Below are 21222 nucleotides of genomic sequence, written 5' to 3'. Positions count from 1 at the left end.
CTGTCACGATGGTGGGAAAAGACCGCCGAACACCCCGGATCCTCTCGCGCTAGTAAATGACGTTGATCATGAGCAGAGAGACGACCAGAAACAGCACAGTCATGATCCCGCCGGAACGCACGAAATCCATCACCTTGTATCCTGCCGGACCCATAATCAATGCGTTTACCTGATGGGTTGGGATGATGAAGCTGTTCGATGTGGAAATGGCGACGGTCAGTGCAAAAACCGATGGATTCCCACCAGCCGCTATCGCAATCGATACCGCCAAAGGCACCAGCAGGACAGTGGCCCCGACATTTGACATGACCAGAGAAAAAGCAGTCGCCAGAACAGCGATTCCGGTTTGCAGCGACCAGAGCGGCCAGCCGTCCAGAATTATCATGATCTGCTGGGCGATCCACGCAGCCGTGCCTGTGTTCTGTACAGCTTGTCCCAAAGGTATGAGGCAGGCGAGCAGGAATACGGTGTTCCACCCGACCGCGCGGTATGCCTCATCCACGCTGAGCACACGGGTCAACATCATGCCTACCGCTCCGGTAAGAAGGCAGAGCGAAAGCCGGACGTCCGTGAACAGGATCAATGACAGCGAAATGGCGAAAAATGCCAGGGCCCAGCCGACTTTTTGCGGCCTCAGTTCGTCCTGGGGGAAGTCCGTTGTCACAACGACGAAGTCCGGGTCGCGCTTGATCCGCATCAGGTTGTCCCATCTGGTATGCGCCACGAGCATGTCACCGGCCTGAAACTTTTCGAGCCCGATCTGAGTGGATTCGTGATCCTCGGTCTCGACATGGCTCAGCGTCTCTTCGCCGCGGTGAATGGCCAGCAGCGACATGCCATAGGTCTTGCGGAACAAAAGCTCGCGGGGGCATTTGCCGATCAGCTTGCTGTCTGGCGTGACGACCACCTCGGCCACGCCTGCATTGGTGGGGGCGAACTCTTCGACAAAAATGTCCAAATCCGGAAGAACGGTAAGCCCGTATTTCTTGGCGAACGTCTCGACCTCCCAACGGCGGCCGACGATGGCCAGCCGACACGGGGCCGCAATTTCGGCTGTCAAAACCTGAACCATCGAGGTTTTGCCGCGATAGAAGGTGGAAATGATGTACAGGTGGTTTTCGTGGTTGATGTCGGCCAGAATCTCTCCGACCAAGGGGCTGTCCTCGGGCACTACGACTTCGAACACGTCGGCTTTGAGGCCATAGACCCTTTGCAGGTATTCCTGTGTCCCTTGTCCGGTGCCCGTATTGTCAGGCCCTTCAGCCACGGGCAAAACCCAGCGTCCCAACAGCAAAAAGTAACCAATTCCCGTCAGGATCAGAACTGCACCGATCGGTGTGACCGAGAACAGGCTGAAGGGCTCCATTTTCTGAGAGGCCGGCAAACTGTCATTTGCCGTCAGGATCAGATCGTTCAGCAGGATAAGTGGAGACGACCCGACCATCGTCATTGTGCCACCCAAAATGGCGCAGAATCCCATCGGCATCAGCAGGCGTGACAGCGGTATACCTGACCGCGAAGAAATACGGCTGACAACGGGAAGAAACAGAGCAGCGGCGCCGACATTCTGCATGAACGAAGAAATGACGCCAACGGTTCCTGAGATGATTGGAACAACCCTGCCTTCCGATTTGCCACCATATTTGAGGATAACGGCAGCAACCTTGTTCATGATCCCCGTCTTGTCCAGACCAGCACCGACGATCATTACCGCAATGATCGAGATGACGGCATTGGATGCGAAGCCGTCGAACAGAAGGGTTACATCCGCCAGATTTCCCAGCCCGGGCGCGTAGCTGAGCAAGCCTATGAGAACCAGAACCAATATGGCGGAAAGGTCGATCCTGATGATCTCGGAGACGAACAAAAAAACGGTGAAAGCCAGAAGGGTACAAACGACCCCCATCTCAAAGGTAAAGGCAATGTGTTCCACAATACGTCCAGAACTTTTTCTTTGTTAGATTCCTAGTTCATCCTTCTCGCCTTGTCATGAAGTTTCGTTTTTCACTCACTTCGAGACATAATATTTCTCCAAGAATGGCGGTTTGAGTAATGGTAAAAACCTCGTTTGACGAACACCAAACCCTGTGGTCGTGGTGTCCCGCACGCGGTTCAGCGCGTCGAACGTTTAAGCGGGCGGTATGCATGGGTCCGACGGTTCAACACAAACGGAATGCTGGCAAAAGTTCTGTTGGAAAACTAAGAACTGGCTGGTTGAACAGCGCCCTCAAATGCAGGTGAACGCAAATTGCAACAGTTTGATCCAACCAGCGACACGACCCGTAACACACTTGCCCCATTTAGTCTGGGCAGTCCCATGACCAGACTAAGTCCCCGCGTTGCCTATCATCCCAGATTAGGGCGGCGCGGGGAATTTTGATCCAAAGTGCAATTAACGCCGTACACAATTTACCCCTAACTGTCTGCCCGCGTTGTTCACTTGGTTTCCCTCCGAACAACGCGGGTTTTTTGGGGGATGAGGGGGTAACGAGTGACCGCCCCGCCATAGTGCGGGGCTTTTTCTTGGTTAGACATGACACGAAATTCTATCATATTGTGACTAAACGACATTGCGGCACGGGTTTCGTCATGGACAACACTGTACTCTATTTTTTGGTTGGCATCTTTGTCGTCGGGCTACTGACGATGGGTTACTACTCAAGGGGCAGCGGTGCTTTAATCTCAATTGTGATTGTGGTCGGCGTTATAGGTGCAATAATAGCTTACCTGAGCGGCTATTTCGGTGAACTGCCACAGTAGGTGCATGCATCCGGTTGAGAGGCAATGGATGATGTGACTGATTGAATTTGGTCCAAGACGACGATTATGTTGGCAAGAAAAGAACCAGCTTCGCAGTTCCTGTGAGTGAGTTTTGCGAAGCTGGCTAATCCCAACGGCACTGGGATGGTGGCCGCAGGAGGGGTTCGCATAGGACTATGCAACTTGTATCTACCACGAAATGACCGACACCGATAAGCGGGCATAAGAATAGGGGACTATCCAAAAGTATAGCTAATTGTGACCGACTGGCCCGCGTAGTTCCGGTTCGGTCGGCAAAGCGTGGTCTGGTGGTTCAATGCCGTGCTGAATCAGCCACTCAAAGACAGCGACCTAATCGTCTTGTAGCGACGGTTTGCTGCGATACTCGCGCAAACATTCCAGTTTGCATTTCAGGTCATAAGGAGTCGTCCGCGGCCATTTTTTCATGCTGCATGTTCTAATTTTGTTCTGCGTCGGGTCAATGCCGCTATGCACCCTTAAACAACAACCCTTCCCACAGGTTCATGATTTCCCGGCGCTGTCTCAGGCGTCGGGATCGGTTGTAGGTTCGTGCAACCCCGCGTGATGTTGCTGCGGCCTGATGGTTCAATATCCGGTCTACTTCGTTTTCATCTGCGCCGTGTTCGCACAGATGCGTGGTGAACGATCTGCGTATGTCCCTGATCTGGAACTTCCTGACGGGGATATATGTGTCAACGAACCAGCGTCGTTTGACGTGTGCGGTTGTCTTGAAATCCTGAAACTGGTTCGGCTGCATCGCGGCCAGAACGAAAGCTCGACCGACCAACGGTATGACGTGGCTGGTGCCGTTCTTAGAAGACGGGATCACCATGCACTGATCGCGCACCAGAGCCGGGTTGAACTGCATCAGATCGCTGGGTCTCTGGCCCGTCAGGATGAGCAATTGCAGGAACTGGCGCCACGGCTTGCCCTGATACGGTGCGGCCTCATACAAGGCGCGTAGCTGGTCCAGCGTCAATGTCTGTTCGCGTGGTGTTTCTCGGGCTGGCAGGATCGTCGGTGCCAGCGTCGTCCAATCATTGGCTCGCCCGTACCGCCAGAAATGCGTCACCGCTGCCCTGTACCGGATTCGGGTGCTGGTTTTCCACCGGCTGAGTGCATCCGACAGGTCGGAATTGGTGATCGTGTGCATGTGAGAACATGAGTTTGATTCAAGTACCCGCTCCAACTGCGTCAGGCGTTCACCGGCATGTTTGAGTTGGTCCAGATGGTCGATCTTATATCGTGCGAGTGCATCGCGTATCAGCATGGGTGTTCCCGTAAAATCCGTGAACATGCCCTGCTGACAATCGTCAGGGTTTTTGGGGTCGTTACATTCCAACGGGTTAGCGTCAGAATACAAGTTGGAGGCGAGTACCGGAATCGAACCGGTGTACACGGATTTGCAATCCAGAAAGAACGGACGCGAAAACAAAGGTTTAGGGGTGCAAAACACCCCCTGACAAAAAGTGAACAAAAAGCGAAAGTTTCAACGCTGTTTGCGAGCCAGAATGCTCACAAAATCGTTTCTAACCTTGGGATAATTCGATGAGCTGGCGGATCGCAAACGAATGCGCCGAGCGCCGCTTTGGCAGCGCCGCGCGCAAGCAGATCATCATGTTCCTAGCCGATAAGGCGAGTGATGACGGCTCGGGTATCTGGTGCTCCAAGGGCACGATCCAGCGCCACACAGAGCTCAGCGAGAGCACCGTCAAACGCACCATCATCGACTTCCTGCGCGAAGGCATTCTGATCGAGACGGGGCGGCGGCACTGCAAGAACGGCTACACCGTCATTTACCGCATCGTTTTGGAGCGCGTGGCCGCGCTCGAGCCCACGGCAGAGCCCGATATTGAGACGGGGGTCACTGTGAACCCCGTCCAGCCTGAACCCGGTACGGGGTCCACTGTGAACGGGGTAGGGGGTTCACGGTGGACCCCAAACCATCCTAAAACCATCCATAAACCACCTACGCGCAGGCGCGAGGCGGCGGCGGAGGTTGAAGATCTTGAAGCTGAGAAGATCCTGGCGGCCTATCCCGAAGACAGGATCCGAGACCGACGAACTACGTTGCGCCTGATTTTAGCGGCCGTGAAAGCCGGGGTAAAGCCCGATGACCTGAAGCAGGCGGTCAAAGCCTATGCCAAGGAAAGCGAGGGCTACACGCGCAGCAAGGTCTGCTTCTCGGACAATTGGTTCAAGATGCGCCGATGGGAGAAGGGGCTTGCCCAGGTGCAGGCGGACCGTGAGAAGGCGCGAGAGGCCGAAGCCAAAGGCCGCGCCAGCCTGGCCGAGTGGATCCACGAGTGCCATCCCCTGTGCCGCCACATCACAAACCGACAGATCGAGGACCTGATCGCGTCAAAGTTGGTGACGCCTGAACAGGTGCGCGCTGCGGGGCTGCAGGCATAAGTGCGGCTCGATTGTTACGCCATAGCGTAAAATTTAATTATTTACGTTGCGGCGTAATTTGTTTTGATTTACGCTGCGCCGTAAAAGGAGCCGCATCATGGACCTCACAGCAAGAACGGCCGAGCAGATCGGCGAGGCACTTCGCCGGACGCGCAAAGCGCGCGGCTGGACCCAAAGCGACATTAGCGCGCGTACGAATTTGCGCGTCGCGACAATCTCGTCGCTGGAGAATGGCGATGCGGGAACCAAGCTCGCCACAGTGCTCGCTGTCATGGCGGCACTTGGGCTTGAGTTCCGATTGGTGGAGCGCGGTGGCTCGCTTGAAATCGAGGATATCTTCTGATGGCCAAACGCGGGCGTAGCGGCACTATGCAGGTGCTTCTGAATGGAAAGTTGGTGGGGGCTTTGCGTCTCGCAAGCTCGGGCGCAATCAACTTCACCTATGATCCGGACTGGCTGTCGTGGGAACACGCCATGCCCATCTCTCTATCCCTGCCTTTGCGCGAAGAGGCGCACCAAGGTGGCCCTGTCATTGCCTACCTGGAAAACCTGTTGCCCGACAATCAGGCGATACGCGAACGCGTAGCCGCTCGGGTGCGTGCAGGCGGTACGGACGCCTGGCACATGCTGGAGAAAATCGGGCGCGATTGCGTAGGGGCCTTGCAGTTCGTTTCGGGCGAGATCCCCGAGTTTGGCGCACTCGAGGGAGAGCCCGTTTCAGAGGCACAGGTTGCGGATATGTTACGCAACCTCGCAAACGCTCCGCTAGGCTTAGATGAGGAAGACGACTTCCGCATTTCTATCGCAGGGGCGCAGGAAAAAACGGCGCTGCTACGCCACGAGGGCGCGTGGATCCGTCCATCGGGGCTCACCCCAACGACCCATATCCTCAAGACCCAGCTGGGTGTTTTGCCCGCAGGGATCGACTTGTCCGACAGCGTCGGTGACAGCTATGACAACGCCCTGGCAGAGACGATTATCGGGTTGTTCAAGGCCGAGGTCATCCACCGGCTGGATCCCTGGAAAACCGCCGATGCCGTCGAATGGGAAACCCTGAAATGGGTCGACTGGTTCAACAACCGACGGCTACTTCAGCCAATCGGAAACATCCCGCCAGCAGAGGCCGAGGAGAAGTTCTATGAACAATGCAACGAGTTCGATAAAGTCGCGTGAAACGGAGTAATCAGCCTCCGGGAAACCGGGGCGGTTCACCAGGGCTTTTGCGTGTTCCAGTTGTCTGTCTCATCTTCCACTCCTCAGTGGTTACGATGAGCCAAGAACACTCTCTTAGCAATTTGCCCTATTTGGACCCATAAGCGCTGACGCCAGACAATCATGATCCAGGATCGCAGATGGCGGACTGACCGAGGTTAGGCTGCGCGCATCACAGAGGCTTGTGGATCAGAACGTGAACCGTGCCCGCGATGCTTCGCCTGAACATTGCCGCCCGTAAGAACCCGCGCCTGGTAACTCTCGCGATCAATTCAGCGGCGTCTGCTGGTGCGAAAGGCGCAGCCACTTGCCGTCGTCGTTCAGGTAGGTCGAGGTGCAGAGCGCCTCGTAGATCGGTTCGTCGCTCCGTTCGGCAGAGACACGATAGGCCAATACGGCAATGTCGTTTTGGTGTGAGAGGTAACGCTCGCTCATCTCGACCGAACGCCACCGCTGGGCGACGTCTTTTTCTCTCCAGAGCGCATCGCCCTGAAGAATGCCGGCAGGATAGGGCAAGACGAAAACGGCGCCTTTTGCTGTGGCGTGACGCGCACTGTCGGCGCCTTGTGTCCAGAAGCGTTCTTCCAGATCCCAGAGGGTGTCATCTGCAGTCATTCAAGGCTCCTTTCAAGATTGGTGGTTGTGCTGGGTGATGGCTGTTTCGCGCAGGGGCGCATCTCACTGGCCTTGTGCCAGCATGGCGACCCAGCCAACGAACAGGGCTGCCGCGATGATCCAGTAGAATGCGGATCCCTGAGGCGGCAGCGCAAGTTTGGCCGAAGTGCCGTCCTGGGGTGAACTTGCCGTCGTCGCCCGCCTCGGCAGCAGGGCAAGAAGACCCGAGACGATCCTGCTCCGATCCGGAACAGGGGTCGGTACATCATGGAAACGTGTCATCAGCGCCTCCAATCTTTGCCGTGCCGCCGCTACGGGCAACTTGGAAAGCTCTGATGCTTCGCTCCAGGGGTCGAGGCCGAGCCGGGCGAACATCGATAGAACGGTGACGCTGCTTCCACGTCGATCTTCACCCAAGGGCGCGTACAGAAACGGCTCAAATTGCGGGTCTTGTCCAAGTTGCGTCGGGGCGTATGCCATTGCGGGATCCTTGCTGGCGCCGTTTGCATGAGCCGAACTGGTCGATGTCATGGCGCCGGTCGAACCAAAACGGGCGGGTGCCACACCTTTGGTAACGACCAACATGACCCAAACCGCGCCACCTTGTGCTGACGCAGATCAATAGAAGGCTACGATAGCCCCGTAGCGCTCACCTTGCGTCGCGCGCGGACGCCGTGCCGGTCCCTAATTCGATGATTTCGGCTGTGATCGCTTCCTGTCGTACCTGGCGCAGCGTCGCCTCGAATTCGCCCAGCTCGCGCGTGATCTGGCTGCCCGCGGCGGACATGGCCTCCATTCTTGCCTCGTTCTCTGCGGCAAAGGCATGAAGCGCCGCCTTGCACACCCGGGCATGGAGATAGTCACCGCTGAGACTATTGATCAGGGCGTCGGTGGGTAGCTGGGTCAGCGGACGTGTCGTTCCAGGCGGCGGCAGGGCCGACAGATCGACCGGCAACAGAACCTGCCGGAGGACTTGAGGTCGCCCGGACGCCCATCCGGCGTGGATCATATCCATACGCTCAAAACGACCCTCGCCCAGGGCGCGGTAGATCGCCTTGGTAATCTGATCGGCCAGTTTCGGAATGCCGGGCGTATGCGAGGGCATTGGCGCAGACCAGACTGGATGGAGACCGCGCGCGGCAGCGATGGACAGGCCGCGGGTGCCGATCAGAAACAAGCTGGTAGCAGACAGATCTTCGTCGATACAGTCCAGAACGCGTTCACTGAAGGCCCCGGCAAAGCCCTGTTCTGCGCTGAACACTAAAAGACCGGTGATGCCGTTGGCTTGACCTCCGGAGGTATTGGCCGATGATGCGGGACTCGCGGGGCCAAGTGCATCGGATATGGCGGCGGCAATTGTCGCGGCGTAGCTGTCGACGGCTTTGATCTCGGCGCGGGCGGTGCTGGCGCGCGCGGCGGCGATGCCCTTCATCGCGTTCACCACGGCCCCCAACTGGCGAATGCCGTCGATCCGGGCGCTGACATCGGCCAGTCGTTCGGTCATGTCGCTGGCTCCGTATCGCCAAGCTTCGACGCAAGGCGGGTCGTCGCGGCGATCAGGGTAGCCTGTGCCTCTTCGTACAGTTCCCCGGTCTCGGAAAGGACGCGCAAGGCATCGGCGGCATCCCGGTCAAGGATATCCGGCAGTTCATCCCGAAAGGCGGCAACAGCATCGAGCGATAGGGGGTCCAGTAGCCCTGACTGCACGGCGAGCAGGAGCGCCACCTCATCTGCCAGGCGAAGGGGTGCATTCTGCGGCTGACGCAGGATTGCGCGGATCCTTTTCCCGCGCCTGAGTTGATCGCGCACGCGACCTTCGGGCATGCCGCCGAACCGGGTGAAGACCTCGAGTTCCAGAAACTGCGCATAGTCGAGCCGTAGCGTGCTGGCCGCCTCGCGCAGCACAGGCGCCTGGGTCTTGCCGCCCACACGGCTGACGCTCAGCCCCACGTCCACAGCCGGTTTCTGCCCCTGATGGAACAGAGCAGCATCCAGCACGATCTGTCCGTCCGTGATCGAGATCAGGTTGGTCGGGATATAGGCCGACAGGTTCCCCGCATCGGTTTCCGCAATCGGCAAGGCGGTCAGAGACCCCCCACCACGCGCCTTTGACAGCTTGGCAGCCCGTTCCAGTAGGCGGGCATGTATGTAGAACACGTCCCCCGGATAGGCCTCGCGCCCCGGAGATTGCCGGGTCAGAAGGGCGATCTCGCGGTGGGTGGCGGCGTGTTTGGAAAGATCGTCGATCACCACGAGGGCGTGACCGCCTTGGTCGCGGAAATATTCCGCCATCGTGACGCCTGCATAAGGCGCTATCCATTGCAGCCCTGGCGCCGAGGCGGAGCCCGCGACAATCACGATGCAGCGCGCGAAATTCCCATGCGCCTGCAGCGCGTCGATGGCGCGGCGTACGCTGGATGTCTTTTGCCCCACGGCGACATAGATGCAGATCATGTCGCTGTGCGCTTGGGCGATCATTGTGTCGGTGGCCAGCGTCGTCTTTCCGGTCGAATGATCCCCGACGATCAACTCGCGCTGGCCCCTGCCAAGCGCGAACAACGTGTCCATCACGAGTATCCCGGTCTGTACCGGCTCGGTCACGAGGTCGCGTTCGATGATCGACGGCGCCGGGCGCTCGATCGGCCACAGCTCCTCGGCCTCAATTGTCCCATTTCCGTCCAGCGGGCGGCCAAGTGGGTCCACGATGCGCCCAAGCAGCGCCTCTCCGACAGGCACCCTCACCACTTCGCCAGTGCCGAAGACGGCGTCGCCCGCCTCGACCTTGGTCGCCGCGTCGATGAACACGCAGCCAATCAGATCGGGGTCCAGAACCCGTGCGAACCCGAATTGACCGCCCTCTAACCGCAGAACCTCGTCCAACCGCACGTCGCGCAAGCCCGAGATCATCGCCACACCGTCCCCGATCTCCTCGACACGGCCCCTGTGTTCGGGTCTCGGACCCAGTGCCGCGCGACGCACTGCGCCTTGCGCCGAGGTGAACCAGTCTGGCGCGTCAGGCGGCATTCTCGACCTCCTTCAGGATATTCTCCAGATCGGCCCGCCAGCTGTTGTGAAGCACGAAATGCCCGCTGCGGAGTTCCAGTCCGGCGATCAGGTCGGGATCGGCGACAAGACGAACGCTGGGCGTGCCGTCCAACGCATCCTTTACCGCTTGTTCGATCTTGGCCCTTTCCGCGTCCTCCGGGTTTGTCGTGGTGATGATCTCGATGTCGTCTGCCGAGGCTATCAGCGCCGTTCGGTCGGAAGCGGACATGCCCGCGATCGCCTCGACAAGTTGCGCAAGGAACGTCGCCTGAACCGCAGGCGTGTTGAACCGGCCCAGAAGCCGGGCTGCAACCTCGACCGACAATTCGGCAGCTCTCGTTGCGTTCTCTTTCCGCGCTGTGTTTCTGTTGCGGTCAATGGCGGTGCGCGCGGCAGCGATCATGGCGTCCGCCTTGGTTTGAGTATCCTTCAGCGCGGCTTTCGCTACTGTGTCTGCTGCCGCTTTGGCATCAGCAAGTATGGCCTCGCGTTCGGCCGCGATGCCTGCGCGAGTCTCAGCGACCTCGGCCAGCGCAGCGTCGGCTTTCGCTTGTGCTGTCTTGCCTTCATCCAGCATGGCCTGCGCCGCTTCCTGGCGCCGGGTGATCGCCCCGGCTATCGGCCGCCAGAACACGCGGCTGAGCAGCCAGACGAGGATCAGGACGTTGATGGCCTGAAGACCCAGTCCCCACCAATCGAGGGTCATGCGCTCATGCCAGTAGCGGGTTGGCGAAGAGCAGCAGGAGCGCAATAACCAGACAATAGATTGCCGTCGTCTCGATCATCGCGAGCCCGACGAACAGCGTGCGCGAGATCGTATTTGCGGCATCGGGCTGTCGGGCAATTGCCTCCATCGCGGCGGCAACGGCGCGCCCCTCTGCAAGGGCGGGGCCGATAGCGCCAAAGGCAACCGCAAAGGCCGCACAGAAGATACTGGCAAGCGGAGCATAGTCCATCATGAATCCTTTTTCGTTGGGGAAGGGGCAAGGTCGATATTCGGTTGGGTTCGCGCGCCGTCCTCGACCGCAGAGGTAATGAACACCATCGCCAACACCGCGAAGATGTAGGCCTGCACCAGCCCGGTCAGCAGATCGAGCGCCATCAATGGGATCGGTACCAGCAGGCCAGCCAATGAGGCGACGATGCCGATGACGAACACACCGCTCATCACGTTGCCGAACAGTCGGACGAACATGGAAAAGACCCGCGTCAGGCTTTGCAGGATGTTCAGCGGGATCATCACTGGATTAGGCGCGGCGAAAGTTTTCAGCCAGCCGCCAACGCCGCCCGCGCGTATGCCGAACCAGATCACGGACAGGAACACCAGAACGGCGAGGGCGGCGTCGGTTTCAAGCTGTGCGGTCGGAGGGTCGACCCCCGGGACAAGCGAGGACCAATTCGCCACGAGGATGAACAGAAAGAGCGTGCCGATGAACCCGCGATAGGGGGCGGGTGCCGCGCCCGTTGTCTCGGTGATCTGGGTATCGAGCGTAGCGACCATCAGTTCCAGCGCTGCCTGACGCCGGGTTGGTCTGAGGTCAAGCCGCCGGGTCAAGAGGAACGCCCCGATCACTAGTATCGCCATGATCGCCCATGTCGTGACAATGGCTTGCGTGATCTGAACCGGTCCGATCTGGAACAGGACGGTGGAGTCGAGGGGAGAGTTCATGTTTGGATATCCCCCATCCTGCGGAGCATGATCCACTTTGCGCAGAGGACCCCCGCAAGGGCCGCCAAAAGGGCAAGGCCGCCTGCCAGCACGGCGATGAAGAACCCGGTGGCCAGAAGCGAGATGCGCGCGAGGGTCAGGACGATCGCCCTGAGCGGTTTGCCTCCGCCCACGATCAGGTTGGCAGTCTCGCGAAGCGCACGGAAATAGCCCCATCCGATGAAGAGCCCACCCAGAAAGCAGATCGGAAGAAGGACGATTAGCGGGAGAGTGGAGGGATCGGTCATCGTGCGTTCATCCATTTCCAAGCGGTCCAGCCGCCTATGCAAAGCCCGAGCAGCATCATCGGGGCGCTCCAGAAGATGCCCGTCTCAAATAGCGTATCGAGCCAGCGTCCGAAGAACAGGCCCGCCAAGGTCGGCACCACAAAGATCCAGCCCAGCACGCCGACCTGCGCCAAACGTCGACCGACGGACATGTCACCTTCGCGCAACCACTGCTCGCGCCGGCTGCGATGCTTGCGGATTTCCTCGACCAGAGGATCGGTCTCCGGGGGCTCAGATGGGTCTTCGGTCATCGGAACTGTCCCGTGTCTGCGCCCCGGCGCAACCCGCTGATCATCTGGCGGATGGCGTTCATTTGCATTCGCATCGTCTCGACATGTTCGACCCGTTCTTCGTCGGCGTCGGTCTGAAACCGGGTCAGAACCTCCGCGTCCAGCGTGGCCAGATCGTCGCCCGCCACGGCCTCGCGGGTGGCGATCGCGACGCTGCTACCGCCGGTCACGGTCAGCACCCCGCCGCGCAAGGCGCAGAACCGCTCAAGCCCGGAGGTTTTCCAACTGAGGATGGAAACCGCGAGCGCGGTCAGGAACGGGGCGTGGCCGGGCCGAATGCCGAAGCTGCCGCTTGCGTCCTGCCCCCGCAAGCTTTCGGCATCCTCGTCCACAACGACGGACAGGGGGGTCACGATCCGCAATCTCATGCCGCTTCCTCGGCGTTGGTGGTGTCCGAGGCATTTGCAGCGGCCTCTTTCTGTCTTGCGTCCTCCAGCGTTCCGATCATGTAGAGCGAGCTTTCGGACCACTCGTCGGCTTCGCCGTCCAGAATGGCGCGGCACCCCGAGAGGGTCTCGGTGAGGGGCACGCTGGCGCCCGGTGTGCCGGTAAAGGCCTCGGTCACCATGAAGGGCTGGGTCAGGAACCGTTGCAACCGGCGTGCGCGTTTGACGATCAAGCGGTCGGCGGTGCCCAGTTCCTCGACTCCCAGTAGCGAAATGATGTCGGTCAATTCGCGAAACCTTGCCAATGCCTGACGGACAGCTTCGGCGGTCTGGTAATGCCCGTCACCGACAACCAGCGGATCGAGCAGCATCGATGACGAGCCCAGCGGGTCAATCGCCGGATAGAACCCTTCAGCGGCCTGAGCCCGCGACAGCATGATGACGCAATCCATGTGCCCGGAAATCGTGGTCACCGCGGGGTCGGTAAAATCGTCGGCTGGCACATAGACCGCCTGAATGGCGGTCACGGCAGAGCCTGCCACAGAGGCAATACGTTCCTGCAAGCCCGCCACTTCGGTCGCGAGCGTCGGCTGGTAACCCACGCGCGAGGGAAGGCGGCCCAGCAAGCTGGACACCTCGGCCCCGGCCTGAACAAAACGGAACACGTTATCCATCAGAAGAAGGACATTCTTGTGCTTCTGGTCGCGGAAATATTCCGAAATCGTCAAGGCTGTGAGCGGAGCCCGCCAGCGCGCGCCGGGTGGCTCGTTCATCTGACCGTAGACCAGCACGGTGCGCTCCAGAACGCCCGAGTCCTGCATTTCAGTCAGCAGCTCATGCCCCTCGCGTGATCTCTCACCGACGCCCGCGAAGACGGAGATACCTTCATATTTCTCGACCATGGCGCGGATCAATTCCATCACCAGAACGGTCTTGCCCACGCCGGCGCCGCCGAACATCGCGGCCTTGCCGCCCTGAGCCATCGGCGTCAGGAGGTCGATCACCTTGATCCCCGTCTCAAATACGTCGGTGGCGCCAGTCTGGGATTTCAGAAGCGGCGGCAGGGCATGGATCGAGCGACGTGGTGTATCCTCAGGCAAGGCAGGCCCGTCGTCCTGCACGTTACCCACGACATCCAGAAGCCGCCCAAGAACGGCTTCGCCCACGGGCACGGTGACCGGCCCGCCGCTGGGGTGAACCGAAACGCCACGGGCAAGGCCTGCGGTGGACTGAAACGCCACCGCGCGTATTGTATTCTGATCGAGGTGGCTGTGGACTTCGAGAGTAAGGACGGTCGGGCGGTCCCATTTCACGACCAGGGCAGAATTGATTGGTGGCAGCTCGGCCCCGGCAAAGACAACATCTACAACCGCCCCTCTGACGGCATGCACAACACCGTCGAGAGGCAAGCCGCAATCATCCACCTGTGCGCCTGTCCCGACGCGGGTAGCGTCCCTGATCGGTGTCGGATCTGAGCTCTTGGGTGTCAAACGGGGCCTCTTTGCTTTCCTGTCGCGGGCAGCCAGCCAGAAAACGGTAGCCTGCTAGGAACAATTGAAAGAAGCATAAAACGCTGAGCGATGGTGGGCACTGATCTGTATCAATGCGACCACCACGGTCGTTTGCTACACAGGGCACATGCGCCGCTCCGGCTTTGGTCAGCACGAACAGATCAATCCGGAAGAGGGCATTGAGACACAAGATACACCAGCATAGGACAGCACGGATGACCAAGCGCACGCCGCAGCCAAAGGCACCTGCACCAGACGCGCAGCAGGTCCAGCTTCCCGCCAAGATCGCCGCTGCGTCAGAGCCCAAAGTTCCTTCAAAAGCGGCACATCCACATGAAAACCTCGATCGCGCATCGCGGGCAGCGGTCGCCTACATGTCGGCCGGCGTATCGCCGCATGCGTTCATCGAAGCCTGGAGCGATTGGGCACAGCATCTGGCCCAGGCTCCGGGTCGCCAACTTGAATTGGCCGAGCGCGCGCAGGAAAACATGACAAGGCTGTTGGGGCAGTCGCTTCTGCCAAACAGCGACGCGGAACCGGCCTTTGTGCCAAAGGCCTACGATCATCGTTTCCGGCATCCCGGATGGGAAAAGCCACCGTTCAGAAACATGCAGCAGGGGTTTCTCGCGGTGCAGGACTGGTGGGATTATGCAACCGACCATCTGCGCGGATTGCGTCCTGAGGATGCAGACAGGACCCGCTTCATGGCGCGCCAGATGTTAGACCTGTTGTCTCCGTCCAATTTCCCCGCCCTTAATCCCGAGATCATCGAGGAAACGCGCAAGAGCAGCGGCAAGAATTTGGCGGAGGGTGCGCGCAACTTCATGCATGATTTTTTAAACACCGTTGCTCAGGTCCATGAACCCGCACCAGAGGGCTTTCAGATCGGCAAGGATCTGGCCTGTACACCCGGCGAGGTGGTGTTCCGCAATGATCTTTTCGAGTTGATCCAGTATGCGCCACAGACCGATAAAGTGCAGGCCGAGCCGATCCTGATCGTTCCGGCCTGGATCATGAAGTACTATATTCTTGATCTCTCGCCGCATAATTCAATGGTCAAACACCTTGTGGATCAGGGATTTACCGTCTTCATGATTTCGTGGTGCAACCCGACCGCTGATCAAGCAGACCTGTCGCTGGAGGACTACCGCGAACGCGGCGTGATCGCGGCTCTCGATGCGGTGAATGCCATCGTGCCGGAGCGCAAGGTTCATGCGGTCGGCTATTGCTTGGGTGGCACAATCCTCGCGATCGCGGCGGCCACGATGGCGCGAGAAAGCGACGAACGGCTTGCGTCGATCTCGCTCATGGCAGCACAGGTCGACTTTGCCGAGGCGGGCGAGTTGCTGTTGTTTCTGGATGAAAGCCAGATCGCATTCCTCGAGGACATGATGTGGGAGAAAGGCTATCTTGACCGGCCCCAAATGGCGCGCGCCTTTTCTGCTATCAGGTCGGAAGACCTTATCTATTCTCGTGCCGTGCGGCGCTATTACCTTGGGAAAGAGGACCTGCCGACCGACATGGGAGTCTGGGTTTCGGACACGACCCGGATGCCAGCCCGAATGCATTCAGAGTATCTGCGCGGCCTGTTCCTTGAAAACCGGCTGACGGCAGGCCGGTTTGCCGTTAACGGGCGAGTGATCGCGCTCAAGGACATCTCGGCTCCGATATTCGCCGTGGGCACAGAAACCGACCACATCGCGCCGTGGAAGTCCGTCTACAAAACCCAATTGTTTACTGACAGCGATATGACCTTTGTCCTGACAAGCGGCGGCCACAACAGCGGTATCATCAACGAACCGAGGCTCGGGCGCGGTCACCATCGGATCTCGCGTCGTGCTGCCGAGGCGCTTTATGTCGGCCCCGAAGCCTGGGTTGCGCAAAATACGCCGCAACCGGGCTCTTGGTGGCCCGCGTGGACGACCTGGCTGAAAGAGAATAGCAGCGGTGTCGCGCCGGCACCCTCCATCGGTGCGCCAGATAAGGGCTTGGTTCCACTCGTGTCGGCACCTGGCACCTACGTTCACCAAACCTGATACCACGCCCACTTTTGACGGTGGTATGCCGCAGTGAGTGCACGCGTCATCGGGCCATGAAACGAAGCGGCGCGATTCATGAACCCCGTCCTGAGAGCTTTCAACCAAAGGCGGATTCTGGCCGACCGCACCGCACAGCAGCGAAGTGAAATGCATCATGCTGCTAACGCCGATCAGTGCGGCCAAGATTTACCTGCGGCACACAGAGTCATGTCGTCCAGCCTGGCGATGAAATGAGCGGAGAGGCACCATGATCGGATATGTCGCGAACATCGAAGAACTGACAGAAGAGAAGATCCGGATCGTTCTCTTCAGCAGAATACTGTTTGCGTGTTGCCCACTTGATGTCTTTGACGATCTTCTCGCCGGGGCTCTTACTTGTCTTTCTCATCGTCCACTCCTCAGTGGTTACGATGAGCCAAGAACACACTCTTATCAAATACCGCTATTTGGACCCATAGGCGCTGACGTCAGACAATAGCCGCGGTCGAACTGCATGCCCTCGACCACTTTAGTCTCGGTCTCCAGTCCCTTGTTCTCCTCGACGGTGATCACGCCTTCATTTCCGACCTTGGCCATCGCATCGGCGATCTGGCGGCCGATCGCGACCTCTCCGTTTGCCGAAATGGAGCCGACCTTCGCGATCTCGTCGCTGTCGCCGACCGGTCGGGACATTGTCTTGATCTCGGCGACAACCGCGGCAACGGCCTTGTCGATCCCGCGCTTGAGATCCATCGGGTTCATGCCGGCCGCGACCGACTTCATGGCCTCCCGGACAATCGCATGGGCCAACACGGTGGCGGTCGAGGTACCGTCGCCAGCCTCGTCATTGGTGCGCTGCGCGACTTCCTTGACCATCTGCGCTCCCATATTCTCGAAATGATCCGACAGCTCGATTTCCTTGGCAACGGTCACACCATCCTTGGTGATGCGTGGCGCACCCCAGGATTCATCGAGAATGACGTTCCGGCCCTTGGGTCCAAGGGTGATCTTCACGGCGTTGGCCAGAGTGTTGATGCCTTTCAGCATGCGGTCGCGGGCGTCGGTACTAAACCGAACTTCTTTTGCGGACATTTCTTGGGTTCCTTGGACTGAGGGTGCAATGAGGGATTATGGACTCATGCGATCACGCCGAGAATGTCGCTCTTCTTCATGATCATAAGGTCTTCGCCATCGAGTTTGATCTCTGATCCGGACCATTTTCCAAACAGGATCCGGTCGCCGGATTTCTCGTCCATCGGGATGCGCTCGCCGTCCTCGCGTCTTCCGCCCGCGCCAACGGAGACGACTTCGCCTTCTTGAGGTTTCTCCTTAGCGGTATCGGGAATGATGAGACCTCCCTTAGTCGTCTCATCGCCTTCAATGCGACGAACAAGAACCCGGTCGTGGAGGGGAGTGAATGACATCGAAGTGCTCCTTGTTGAGATTTCGTTGGCGAAACGGGCCGGGTCAAATGCTTAGCTGCGTTGTGCGCAAGTCCGCGGTATCCTATTCGGTCTCCACTCCGAGAATTCGGATCGACGCCGCCGCCCGAGCGGTTCACGGGCGTCGAACAGAGTTCCCGCCAGCGATGATCGTGTTGATCATTTCGGCGACGGCCCGGTGCCTTTCCATTTCGAGTTCGGTGCCAAGGGCGTTCACATGGGTCGCCGCGGCGTCACGAAGAACCCCCACGATCTCGTGTTCCGGCAGCAACCCGCGATCGTTCATGGCAAGCAGGAGCGCCTCGCAGATCGATAGGGCGGCCTGGCCTGCATGTTCGCCAGCGGTGGACATCAGAGTTTCCTTCCTTGGCATCGTGAACCTGAGAGAAGGTGAGATTCAGATGCATCCGTACATCTCGCAGGAATTGCTCTATGCTGGACTGATCCAGAGCAGTGTCCGAGCCGATTTCTGCTCTTGGGTCACGACACGCCGGGAGGCCACATGACATCAGTTGAACACAGCCCCCTGACCCGCAAACTTTCGGCCTTTGTCGCTTTGTCAAAGGCGGAGTTGGATGTGCTCGAGCGCCTGCACCAACGTCGCCGCTCCTTCGTTGCAGGGCGTGATATGGTGCATCAGGGCCAGTCGGCTCAGGCCGCGTATATTCTGTCCGCAGGTTGGGTCTGTTCCTACAAGCTCCAGCCTGACGGGACACGCCAGATTGTCGATTTTCAGGTGCCCGGAGATTTCCTCGGCTTGCGCAGCTTGCTGTTGCGCACCTCGGATCACAGTTTCGAACCTATCGTGGAAATTGAGGCCGCTGAAGTGTTGAAGAGCGACCTTCTTAATGCGTTCGCGCAGACCCCTCGCTTGGCGACCGCCATACTCTGGGCGGCGTCAAGGGATGAGGCGATGGTGGTGGAACATCTCGTCGGGATCGGCAGACGTGATGCTGACGCCCGCATGGCGCATTTTCTGCTGGAGTTGGGATCGCGGCTTGCGCTGGTGGGCATGGGGACTGAGGATGGGTATGATTGCCCGCTGACCCAGTATCACCTGGCAGATGCCTTGGGGCTTAGTGCGATTCACGTGAACCGCGTCCTGCGGCAGCTTCGCGAGAACGGACTGGTGACCTTTCGGGACGGCCGCGTGACGTTTCACGACTATGAGGGGCTGGTGGAACTTGCCGAGTTCGATCCGGCGTATCTGGATCAGAGCGGCCCGCTCCTGAAATGAGAGGGCCGCCCTCCGCAAAGCGAGGGGCGGCCAAGGTTTGCATCAGGTGTCGGATGTCACGAGAGCTTCTCGCTCGCCGCATCGAGTTCCTTGTTGGTCTCGGCCTCGTTCTTCGCCGTGTTCGCCTTCTCGGCTGCCTCGTAGTGCCTGAGCGCCGCGTCCTTCTTCGGACCAGCGGGCGCCTTGTCCCACGCGGCTTTCACGGAGGTCATCTTCTCGGCAGTCTTGTTCTGTTCGGGAGTCATTGGAATTGTCCTTTCCTGGACGTTCCGAGAATAAGAAGCGCGCCGACATGCCGACCCTTTGGGGATCGGCACGCCCACACGCTTCTCGGGTACTCGGAAAAAGATGCGCCACCAAATATTCGGCGAGCACGTCTCATCTAACCGTGCCAGGGCCTCGCCGCACTGACGCAGGTTAGTCCCGGCGCCCGCGGCAGGTCGATTGCCTCTGCGGTTCTTAAATCACCACAGTTTGCTGGTGGGAAATCCTCAGCCAGGTGTCCTCATCGTTGAGGTACGTTGAGGCGCAAAGCGCTTTGTAGATCGGCACGTCGGTTTTTTCAGCCGAGACCCGGTAAGTGAGGATCGCGATGTCACCGCATCGCGTCACGCGCCGTTCGGCCATGACGACGGAACGCCAGCCGGTCCTTTCGCGAAGATGGGGCCAGATCTGGTCGCCCTGGAGGATGCCGGGCGGATAGGGGAAGACCATAACGGCGTTGGTTGCTGTGGTCGCCTGCGCACTGTCGGCGCCGCTGGTCCAGAACTGTTCCTCCATGTCCCAGAGTTTGCCCTGTTCGTGTGGAGAAAGCGTACCGGACTTGTGTGCCGCATGGGCCGGTCTCCTCGCGGTCGCGGTTGATACGGTCATTCGCCTGACCCCGACCCGCCAACCATGAACATCTGAAATAGAAGGAAGATAATCGCGAGCACCGCCCAGATCGCTCCGCTTGTCCCCGGGCGGTCGCCGGTCACCGTCGAGGTAGCTCGCTTCAGGCTACCTGACGCCCGGCCTTCGGGAAGCAGCTGGCTCAAGTCTCGTGCGACCCTGCCATGATCGCTTGCGAGCGAGGGAACATCCTGAAACCGGGCAAGCAGCGTTCCCAACCGCGCGCGCGCGCCGTCGTGTCCTAGCGTGACCAGTTCAGCGGTTTCGTTCCATGGATCGAGACCGAGCCGCGCGAGCGTGGAGAGCACAGTCACGGCATAGCCGTTCCGGTCCTCGCCGACGGTAGCATGGAGAAACCGATCAAACTCGGGCGGGTGCGGGTTGAGAACATTGAGGTCGGCCATCGCCAATCCTTTCAAGGGTTGCAGGAACGCAGATCGCCCCTGTTTCCCAAAGGATACGCGCAGGTCGGTCTCGCCGCCCTTACACAGGTCAGTGTGGGCGACTGCCCAAAGGACGGGGTCGCAGCCGGTTCGGTGCCCGGGACTAACATGCGTCAGCACCAGTCGGACGATCCCGAGGTACAAGATACTAAATCGTTCGACTGGTCAGGTCCGGAATCCAAGGGGCCGTCAACAGTGGTGAGCGACGGATCTGCCAACATCGCGGAGACCAGAGATGAACATGCGGTCGACCAGATCGACGGTGACGTTTTCAAACCCGTTCACCTTGCCGGGATACCCGGGCGATTTGCCCGCGGGCGACTACGAGGTTCTCGTCGAAGAAGAGCTTCTCCAGGGGCTAAGCTTCGAGGCCTATAGACGGACGGCGACCTACCTGACGGTGCGCGGAAGGGGCGGTCATGCGGGACGTACCGAGTTACGGGCGATTTCCGACAGCGACGTGAAAGAGGCGCTGAGCCGGGATCGGGCCGCGACTGAGAAGAACAATCACGGCGAGGCGGCGCCTTCTCCGCAGGAGGACTTGAAATGAATACTCCCGAATGGCTCAAACCCGGCATCTATGGTGCCGTGATCGGTGCTGTCTTTGTCGGCGTCGTCGGATTTACATGGGGTGGCTGGGTGACCGGCGGCACTTCGAATGACCGGGCGGTGGCGATGTCCCGTAATGATGTCGTCGCCTCAATGGTACCGGTCTGCCTCGACATGGCGCGGTCAGACCCGGCTCGGGTGGACAAGCTTGCAACGATCCGGGCAGCCTCAACCTACCAGAGGCGCGACGCTCTCATGACAGCCGGCTGGGCGACGATGCCAGGAACCGATGCCCCAGACCGAGACATTGCGCAAGCCTGCCTGAAAGAACTGGAACTCTGAGGTCATGCTGTTCAGAGCCGACGATGTGATGGCGCAAAACGGTTCGCACCGTC

The 21222-nt window shown here is 59.4% G+C and carries 25 protein-coding genes and 3 pseudogenes; 8 read left to right on the top strand and 20 right to left on the bottom strand.

Translation table 11 applies throughout. The features are described 5' to 3' along the window. Window positions 1-49: 49 nt before the first annotated feature. Both AC2FEB_RS08025 and AC2FEB_RS08020 read right to left on the bottom strand, forming a co-directional pair. Window positions 50-1906, bottom strand: coding sequence for an SLC13 family permease (locus AC2FEB_RS08025; protein ID WP_496674882.1), 1857 nt, complete (start codon window positions 1904-1906; stop codon window positions 50-52). Between the two features lie 1341 nt (window positions 1907-3247). Then, the gene (locus tag AC2FEB_RS08020) at window positions 3248-4051 is read right to left on the bottom strand and encodes a tyrosine-type recombinase/integrase (protein ID WP_496674802.1); all 804 of its coding nucleotides are present in this window, start codon (window positions 4049-4051) and stop codon (window positions 3248-3250) included. A gap of 278 nt (window positions 4052-4329) precedes the next feature. Here AC2FEB_RS08020 and AC2FEB_RS08015 point away from each other — a divergent pair, with 278 nt between their 5' ends. The 4 genes and pseudogenes from AC2FEB_RS08015 to AC2FEB_RS08000 all read left to right on the top strand — a co-directional run. Next, window positions 4330-5193: a hypothetical protein gene (locus tag AC2FEB_RS08015; protein WP_496883981.1), complete on the top strand. Its 864-nt coding sequence runs from the start codon at window positions 4330-4332 to the stop codon at window positions 5191-5193. A 97-nt stretch (window positions 5194-5290) separates the two neighbouring features. Then, window positions 5291-5536, top strand: coding sequence for a helix-turn-helix domain-containing protein (locus AC2FEB_RS08010; RefSeq protein WP_036560649.1), 246 nt, complete (start codon window positions 5291-5293; stop codon window positions 5534-5536). After that, a pseudogene (locus AC2FEB_RS08005) lies at window positions 5536-5853 on the top strand (HipA N-terminal domain-containing protein); the annotation flags it as partial. The gene AC2FEB_RS08010 and the pseudogene AC2FEB_RS08005, both read left to right, overlap by 1 nt. A 255-nt stretch (window positions 5854-6108) precedes the next feature. Further along, window positions 6109-6366, top strand: a pseudogene (locus AC2FEB_RS08000) (integrase core domain-containing protein); the annotation flags it as partial. A 306-nt stretch (window positions 6367-6672) separates the two neighbouring features. Here the strand turns inward: AC2FEB_RS08000 and AC2FEB_RS07995 are convergent. From AC2FEB_RS07995 to atpD, 11 genes are all read right to left on the bottom strand, one after another. Then, window positions 6673-7020, bottom strand: a complete 348-nt coding sequence (locus tag AC2FEB_RS07995; RefSeq protein ID WP_496723822.1) for a hypothetical protein — start codon at window positions 7018-7020, stop codon at window positions 6673-6675. A 63-nt stretch (window positions 7021-7083) separates the two neighbouring features. Further along, window positions 7084-7605 carry a hypothetical protein gene (locus AC2FEB_RS07990; protein WP_496883980.1) on the bottom strand — a complete coding sequence of 174 codons (522 nt, stop codon included), beginning with the start codon at window positions 7603-7605 and terminating at the stop codon, window positions 7084-7086. Window positions 7606-7669: 64 nt separating this feature from the next. Beyond that, the gene (locus AC2FEB_RS07985) at window positions 7670-8524 is read right to left on the bottom strand and encodes a F0F1 ATP synthase subunit gamma (RefSeq protein ID WP_496883979.1); all 855 of its coding nucleotides are present in this window, start codon (window positions 8522-8524) and stop codon (window positions 7670-7672) included. Next, window positions 8521-10044 carry a F0F1 ATP synthase subunit alpha gene (locus AC2FEB_RS07980; RefSeq protein WP_496883978.1) on the bottom strand — a complete coding sequence of 508 codons (1524 nt, stop codon included), beginning with the start codon at window positions 10042-10044 and terminating at the stop codon, window positions 8521-8523. The genes AC2FEB_RS07985 and AC2FEB_RS07980 overlap by 4 nt, the downstream gene beginning before the upstream one ends. Next, the gene (locus AC2FEB_RS07975; RefSeq protein WP_496883977.1) at window positions 10034-10771 is read right to left on the bottom strand and encodes a F0F1 ATP synthase subunit delta; all 738 of its coding nucleotides are present in this window, start codon (window positions 10769-10771) and stop codon (window positions 10034-10036) included. The genes AC2FEB_RS07980 and AC2FEB_RS07975 overlap by 11 nt, the downstream gene beginning before the upstream one ends. 4 nt (window positions 10772-10775) lie before the next feature. Next, window positions 10776-11021 (bottom strand): F0F1 ATP synthase subunit C, encoded by a 246-nt coding sequence (locus tag AC2FEB_RS07970; RefSeq protein ID WP_496883995.1) that lies wholly within the window; start codon window positions 11019-11021, stop codon window positions 10776-10778. Further along, entirely contained in the window at window positions 11021-11734 is a 714-nt protein-coding gene (locus AC2FEB_RS07965; RefSeq protein ID WP_496883976.1) for a F0F1 ATP synthase subunit A, read from the bottom strand. The genes AC2FEB_RS07970 and AC2FEB_RS07965 overlap by 1 nt, the downstream gene beginning before the upstream one ends. Continuing rightward, a complete protein-coding gene (locus AC2FEB_RS07960) occupies window positions 11731-12021 on the bottom strand; it encodes an N-ATPase subunit AtpR (protein WP_316294571.1) in 291 nt (96 codons plus the stop codon). Before AC2FEB_RS07960 ends, AC2FEB_RS07965 begins: the two co-directional genes overlap by 4 nt. Further along, the gene (locus AC2FEB_RS07955; protein WP_496883975.1) at window positions 12018-12311 is read right to left on the bottom strand and encodes an AtpZ/AtpI family protein; all 294 of its coding nucleotides are present in this window, start codon (window positions 12309-12311) and stop codon (window positions 12018-12020) included. The genes AC2FEB_RS07960 and AC2FEB_RS07955 overlap by 4 nt, the downstream gene beginning before the upstream one ends. Further along, window positions 12308-12718, bottom strand: a complete 411-nt coding sequence (locus AC2FEB_RS07950; protein ID WP_496883974.1) for a F0F1 ATP synthase subunit epsilon — start codon at window positions 12716-12718, stop codon at window positions 12308-12310. Before AC2FEB_RS07950 ends, AC2FEB_RS07955 begins: the two co-directional genes overlap by 4 nt. After that, window positions 12715-14145 (bottom strand): F0F1 ATP synthase subunit beta, encoded by a 1431-nt coding sequence (gene atpD, locus AC2FEB_RS07945; protein ID WP_496883994.1) that lies wholly within the window; start codon window positions 14143-14145, stop codon window positions 12715-12717. The genes AC2FEB_RS07950 and atpD overlap by 4 nt, the downstream gene beginning before the upstream one ends. A gap of 317 nt (window positions 14146-14462) precedes the next feature. Between atpD and AC2FEB_RS07940 the strand changes: the two genes are divergently transcribed. After that, window positions 14463-16283 (top strand): PHA/PHB synthase family protein, encoded by a 1821-nt coding sequence (locus AC2FEB_RS07940; protein ID WP_496883973.1) that lies wholly within the window; start codon window positions 14463-14465, stop codon window positions 16281-16283. 208 nt (window positions 16284-16491) lie between these two features. On the opposite strand, the gene AC2FEB_RS07935 is transcribed toward AC2FEB_RS07940, so the two are convergent. The 4 genes and pseudogenes from AC2FEB_RS07935 to AC2FEB_RS07920 all read right to left on the bottom strand — a co-directional run bounded on the left by AC2FEB_RS07935 (window position 16492) and on the right by AC2FEB_RS07920 (window position 18059). Further along, window positions 16492-16674 carry a hypothetical protein gene (locus tag AC2FEB_RS07935; RefSeq protein WP_496723800.1) on the bottom strand — a complete coding sequence of 61 codons (183 nt, stop codon included), beginning with the start codon at window positions 16672-16674 and terminating at the stop codon, window positions 16492-16494. Between the two features lie 86 nt (window positions 16675-16760). Continuing rightward, window positions 16761-17357: pseudogene (locus AC2FEB_RS07930) on the bottom strand (TCP-1/cpn60 chaperonin family protein); the annotation flags it as partial. Window positions 17358-17401: 44 nt separating this feature from the next. After that, window positions 17402-17689, bottom strand: coding sequence for a co-chaperone GroES (locus tag AC2FEB_RS07925; protein ID WP_496883972.1), 288 nt, complete (start codon window positions 17687-17689; stop codon window positions 17402-17404). 133 nt (window positions 17690-17822) lie between these two features. Further along, entirely contained in the window at window positions 17823-18059 is a 237-nt protein-coding gene (locus AC2FEB_RS07920) for a hypothetical protein (RefSeq protein ID WP_496883971.1), read from the bottom strand. Between the two features lie 150 nt (window positions 18060-18209). On the opposite strand from AC2FEB_RS07920, the gene AC2FEB_RS07915 reads away from it, so the two are divergent. Then, window positions 18210-18944, top strand: coding sequence for a Crp/Fnr family transcriptional regulator (locus AC2FEB_RS07915; protein WP_496883970.1), 735 nt, complete (start codon window positions 18210-18212; stop codon window positions 18942-18944). Between the two features lie 56 nt (window positions 18945-19000). Here AC2FEB_RS07915 and AC2FEB_RS07910 read toward each other — a convergent pair whose 3' ends face one another. The 3 genes from AC2FEB_RS07910 to AC2FEB_RS07900 form a co-directional block, all read right to left on the bottom strand. After that, window positions 19001-19189: a hypothetical protein gene (locus AC2FEB_RS07910; protein WP_099275886.1), complete on the bottom strand. Its 189-nt coding sequence runs from the start codon at window positions 19187-19189 to the stop codon at window positions 19001-19003. A 214-nt stretch (window positions 19190-19403) separates the two neighbouring features. Further along, the gene (locus AC2FEB_RS07905) at window positions 19404-19817 is read right to left on the bottom strand and encodes a hypothetical protein (RefSeq protein ID WP_235857928.1); all 414 of its coding nucleotides are present in this window, start codon (window positions 19815-19817) and stop codon (window positions 19404-19406) included. Beyond that, window positions 19814-20239 carry a hypothetical protein gene (locus AC2FEB_RS07900; RefSeq protein ID WP_496808651.1) on the bottom strand — a complete coding sequence of 142 codons (426 nt, stop codon included), beginning with the start codon at window positions 20237-20239 and terminating at the stop codon, window positions 19814-19816. The genes AC2FEB_RS07905 and AC2FEB_RS07900 overlap by 4 nt, the downstream gene beginning before the upstream one ends. A 280-nt stretch (window positions 20240-20519) precedes the next feature. On the opposite strand from AC2FEB_RS07900, the gene AC2FEB_RS07895 reads away from it, so the two are divergent. Further along, a complete protein-coding gene (locus AC2FEB_RS07895) occupies window positions 20520-20828 on the top strand; it encodes a hypothetical protein (protein ID WP_157707887.1) in 309 nt (102 codons plus the stop codon). Continuing rightward, window positions 20825-21169 (top strand): hypothetical protein, encoded by a 345-nt coding sequence (locus tag AC2FEB_RS07890; RefSeq protein WP_073038017.1) that lies wholly within the window; start codon window positions 20825-20827, stop codon window positions 21167-21169. Before AC2FEB_RS07895 ends, AC2FEB_RS07890 begins: the two co-directional genes overlap by 4 nt. Window positions 21170-21222 lie beyond the last annotated feature (53 nt).

It is taken from the genome of Ruegeria sp. YTSC106 (assembly GCF_059609765.1).
Note: the sequence above shows the minus strand (reverse complement) of the source record. Positions and strands in the feature narration are given on the sequence as shown.

Coding starts and splice junctions, on each gene's coding strand:
- AC2FEB_RS07965 (WP_496883976.1), bottom strand. CDS start 11,734: ATGAACTCTCCCCTCGACTCCACCGTCCTGTTCCAGATCGGACCGGTT.
- AC2FEB_RS07940 (WP_496883973.1), top strand. CDS start 14,463: ATGACCAAGCGCACGCCGCAGCCAAAGGCACCTGCACCAGACGCGCAG.
- AC2FEB_RS07950 (WP_496883974.1), bottom strand. CDS start 12,718: ATGAGATTGCGGATCGTGACCCCCCTGTCCGTCGTTGTGGACGAGGAT.
- AC2FEB_RS07960 (WP_316294571.1), bottom strand. CDS start 12,021: ATGACCGATCCCTCCACTCTCCCGCTAATCGTCCTTCTTCCGATCTGC.
- AC2FEB_RS08025 (WP_496674882.1), bottom strand. CDS start 1,906: ATGGGGGTCGTTTGTACCCTTCTGGCTTTCACCGTTTTTTTGTTCGTC.
- AC2FEB_RS07985 (WP_496883979.1), bottom strand. CDS start 8,524: ATGACCGAACGACTGGCCGATGTCAGCGCCCGGATCGACGGCATTCGC.
- AC2FEB_RS07970 (WP_496883995.1), bottom strand. CDS start 11,021: ATGGACTATGCTCCGCTTGCCAGTATCTTCTGTGCGGCCTTTGCGGTT.
- AC2FEB_RS07980 (WP_496883978.1), bottom strand. CDS start 10,044: ATGCCGCCTGACGCGCCAGACTGGTTCACCTCGGCGCAAGGCGCAGTG.
- AC2FEB_RS07990 (WP_496883980.1), bottom strand. CDS start 7,605: ATGTTGGTCGTTACCAAAGGTGTGGCACCCGCCCGTTTTGGTTCGACC.
- AC2FEB_RS07935 (WP_496723800.1), bottom strand. CDS start 16,674: ATGAGAAAGACAAGTAAGAGCCCCGGCGAGAAGATCGTCAAAGACATC.
- AC2FEB_RS07995 (WP_496723822.1), bottom strand. CDS start 7,020: ATGACTGCAGATGACACCCTCTGGGATCTGGAAGAACGCTTCTGGACA.
- AC2FEB_RS07925 (WP_496883972.1), bottom strand. CDS start 17,689: ATGTCATTCACTCCCCTCCACGACCGGGTTCTTGTTCGTCGCATTGAA.
- AC2FEB_RS07975 (WP_496883977.1), bottom strand. CDS start 10,771: ATGACCCTCGATTGGTGGGGACTGGGTCTTCAGGCCATCAACGTCCTG.
- AC2FEB_RS08010 (WP_036560649.1), top strand. CDS start 5,291: ATGGACCTCACAGCAAGAACGGCCGAGCAGATCGGCGAGGCACTTCGC.
- AC2FEB_RS08015 (WP_496883981.1), top strand. CDS start 4,330: ATGAGCTGGCGGATCGCAAACGAATGCGCCGAGCGCCGCTTTGGCAGC.
- AC2FEB_RS07920 (WP_496883971.1), bottom strand. CDS start 18,059: ATGTCCACCGCTGGCGAACATGCAGGCCAGGCCGCCCTATCGATCTGC.
- AC2FEB_RS07905 (WP_235857928.1), bottom strand. CDS start 19,817: ATGACCGTATCAACCGCGACCGCGAGGAGACCGGCCCATGCGGCACAC.
- AC2FEB_RS07955 (WP_496883975.1), bottom strand. CDS start 12,311: ATGACCGAAGACCCATCTGAGCCCCCGGAGACCGATCCTCTGGTCGAG.
- AC2FEB_RS07890 (WP_073038017.1), top strand. CDS start 20,825: ATGAATACTCCCGAATGGCTCAAACCCGGCATCTATGGTGCCGTGATC.
- AC2FEB_RS07895 (WP_157707887.1), top strand. CDS start 20,520: ATGCGGTCGACCAGATCGACGGTGACGTTTTCAAACCCGTTCACCTTG.
- AC2FEB_RS07915 (WP_496883970.1), top strand. CDS start 18,210: ATGACATCAGTTGAACACAGCCCCCTGACCCGCAAACTTTCGGCCTTT.
- AC2FEB_RS08020 (WP_496674802.1), bottom strand. CDS start 4,051: ATGCTGATACGCGATGCACTCGCACGATATAAGATCGACCATCTGGAC.
- AC2FEB_RS07900 (WP_496808651.1), bottom strand. CDS start 20,239: ATGGCCGACCTCAATGTTCTCAACCCGCACCCGCCCGAGTTTGATCGG.
- AC2FEB_RS07910 (WP_099275886.1), bottom strand. CDS start 19,189: ATGACTCCCGAACAGAACAAGACTGCCGAGAAGATGACCTCCGTGAAA.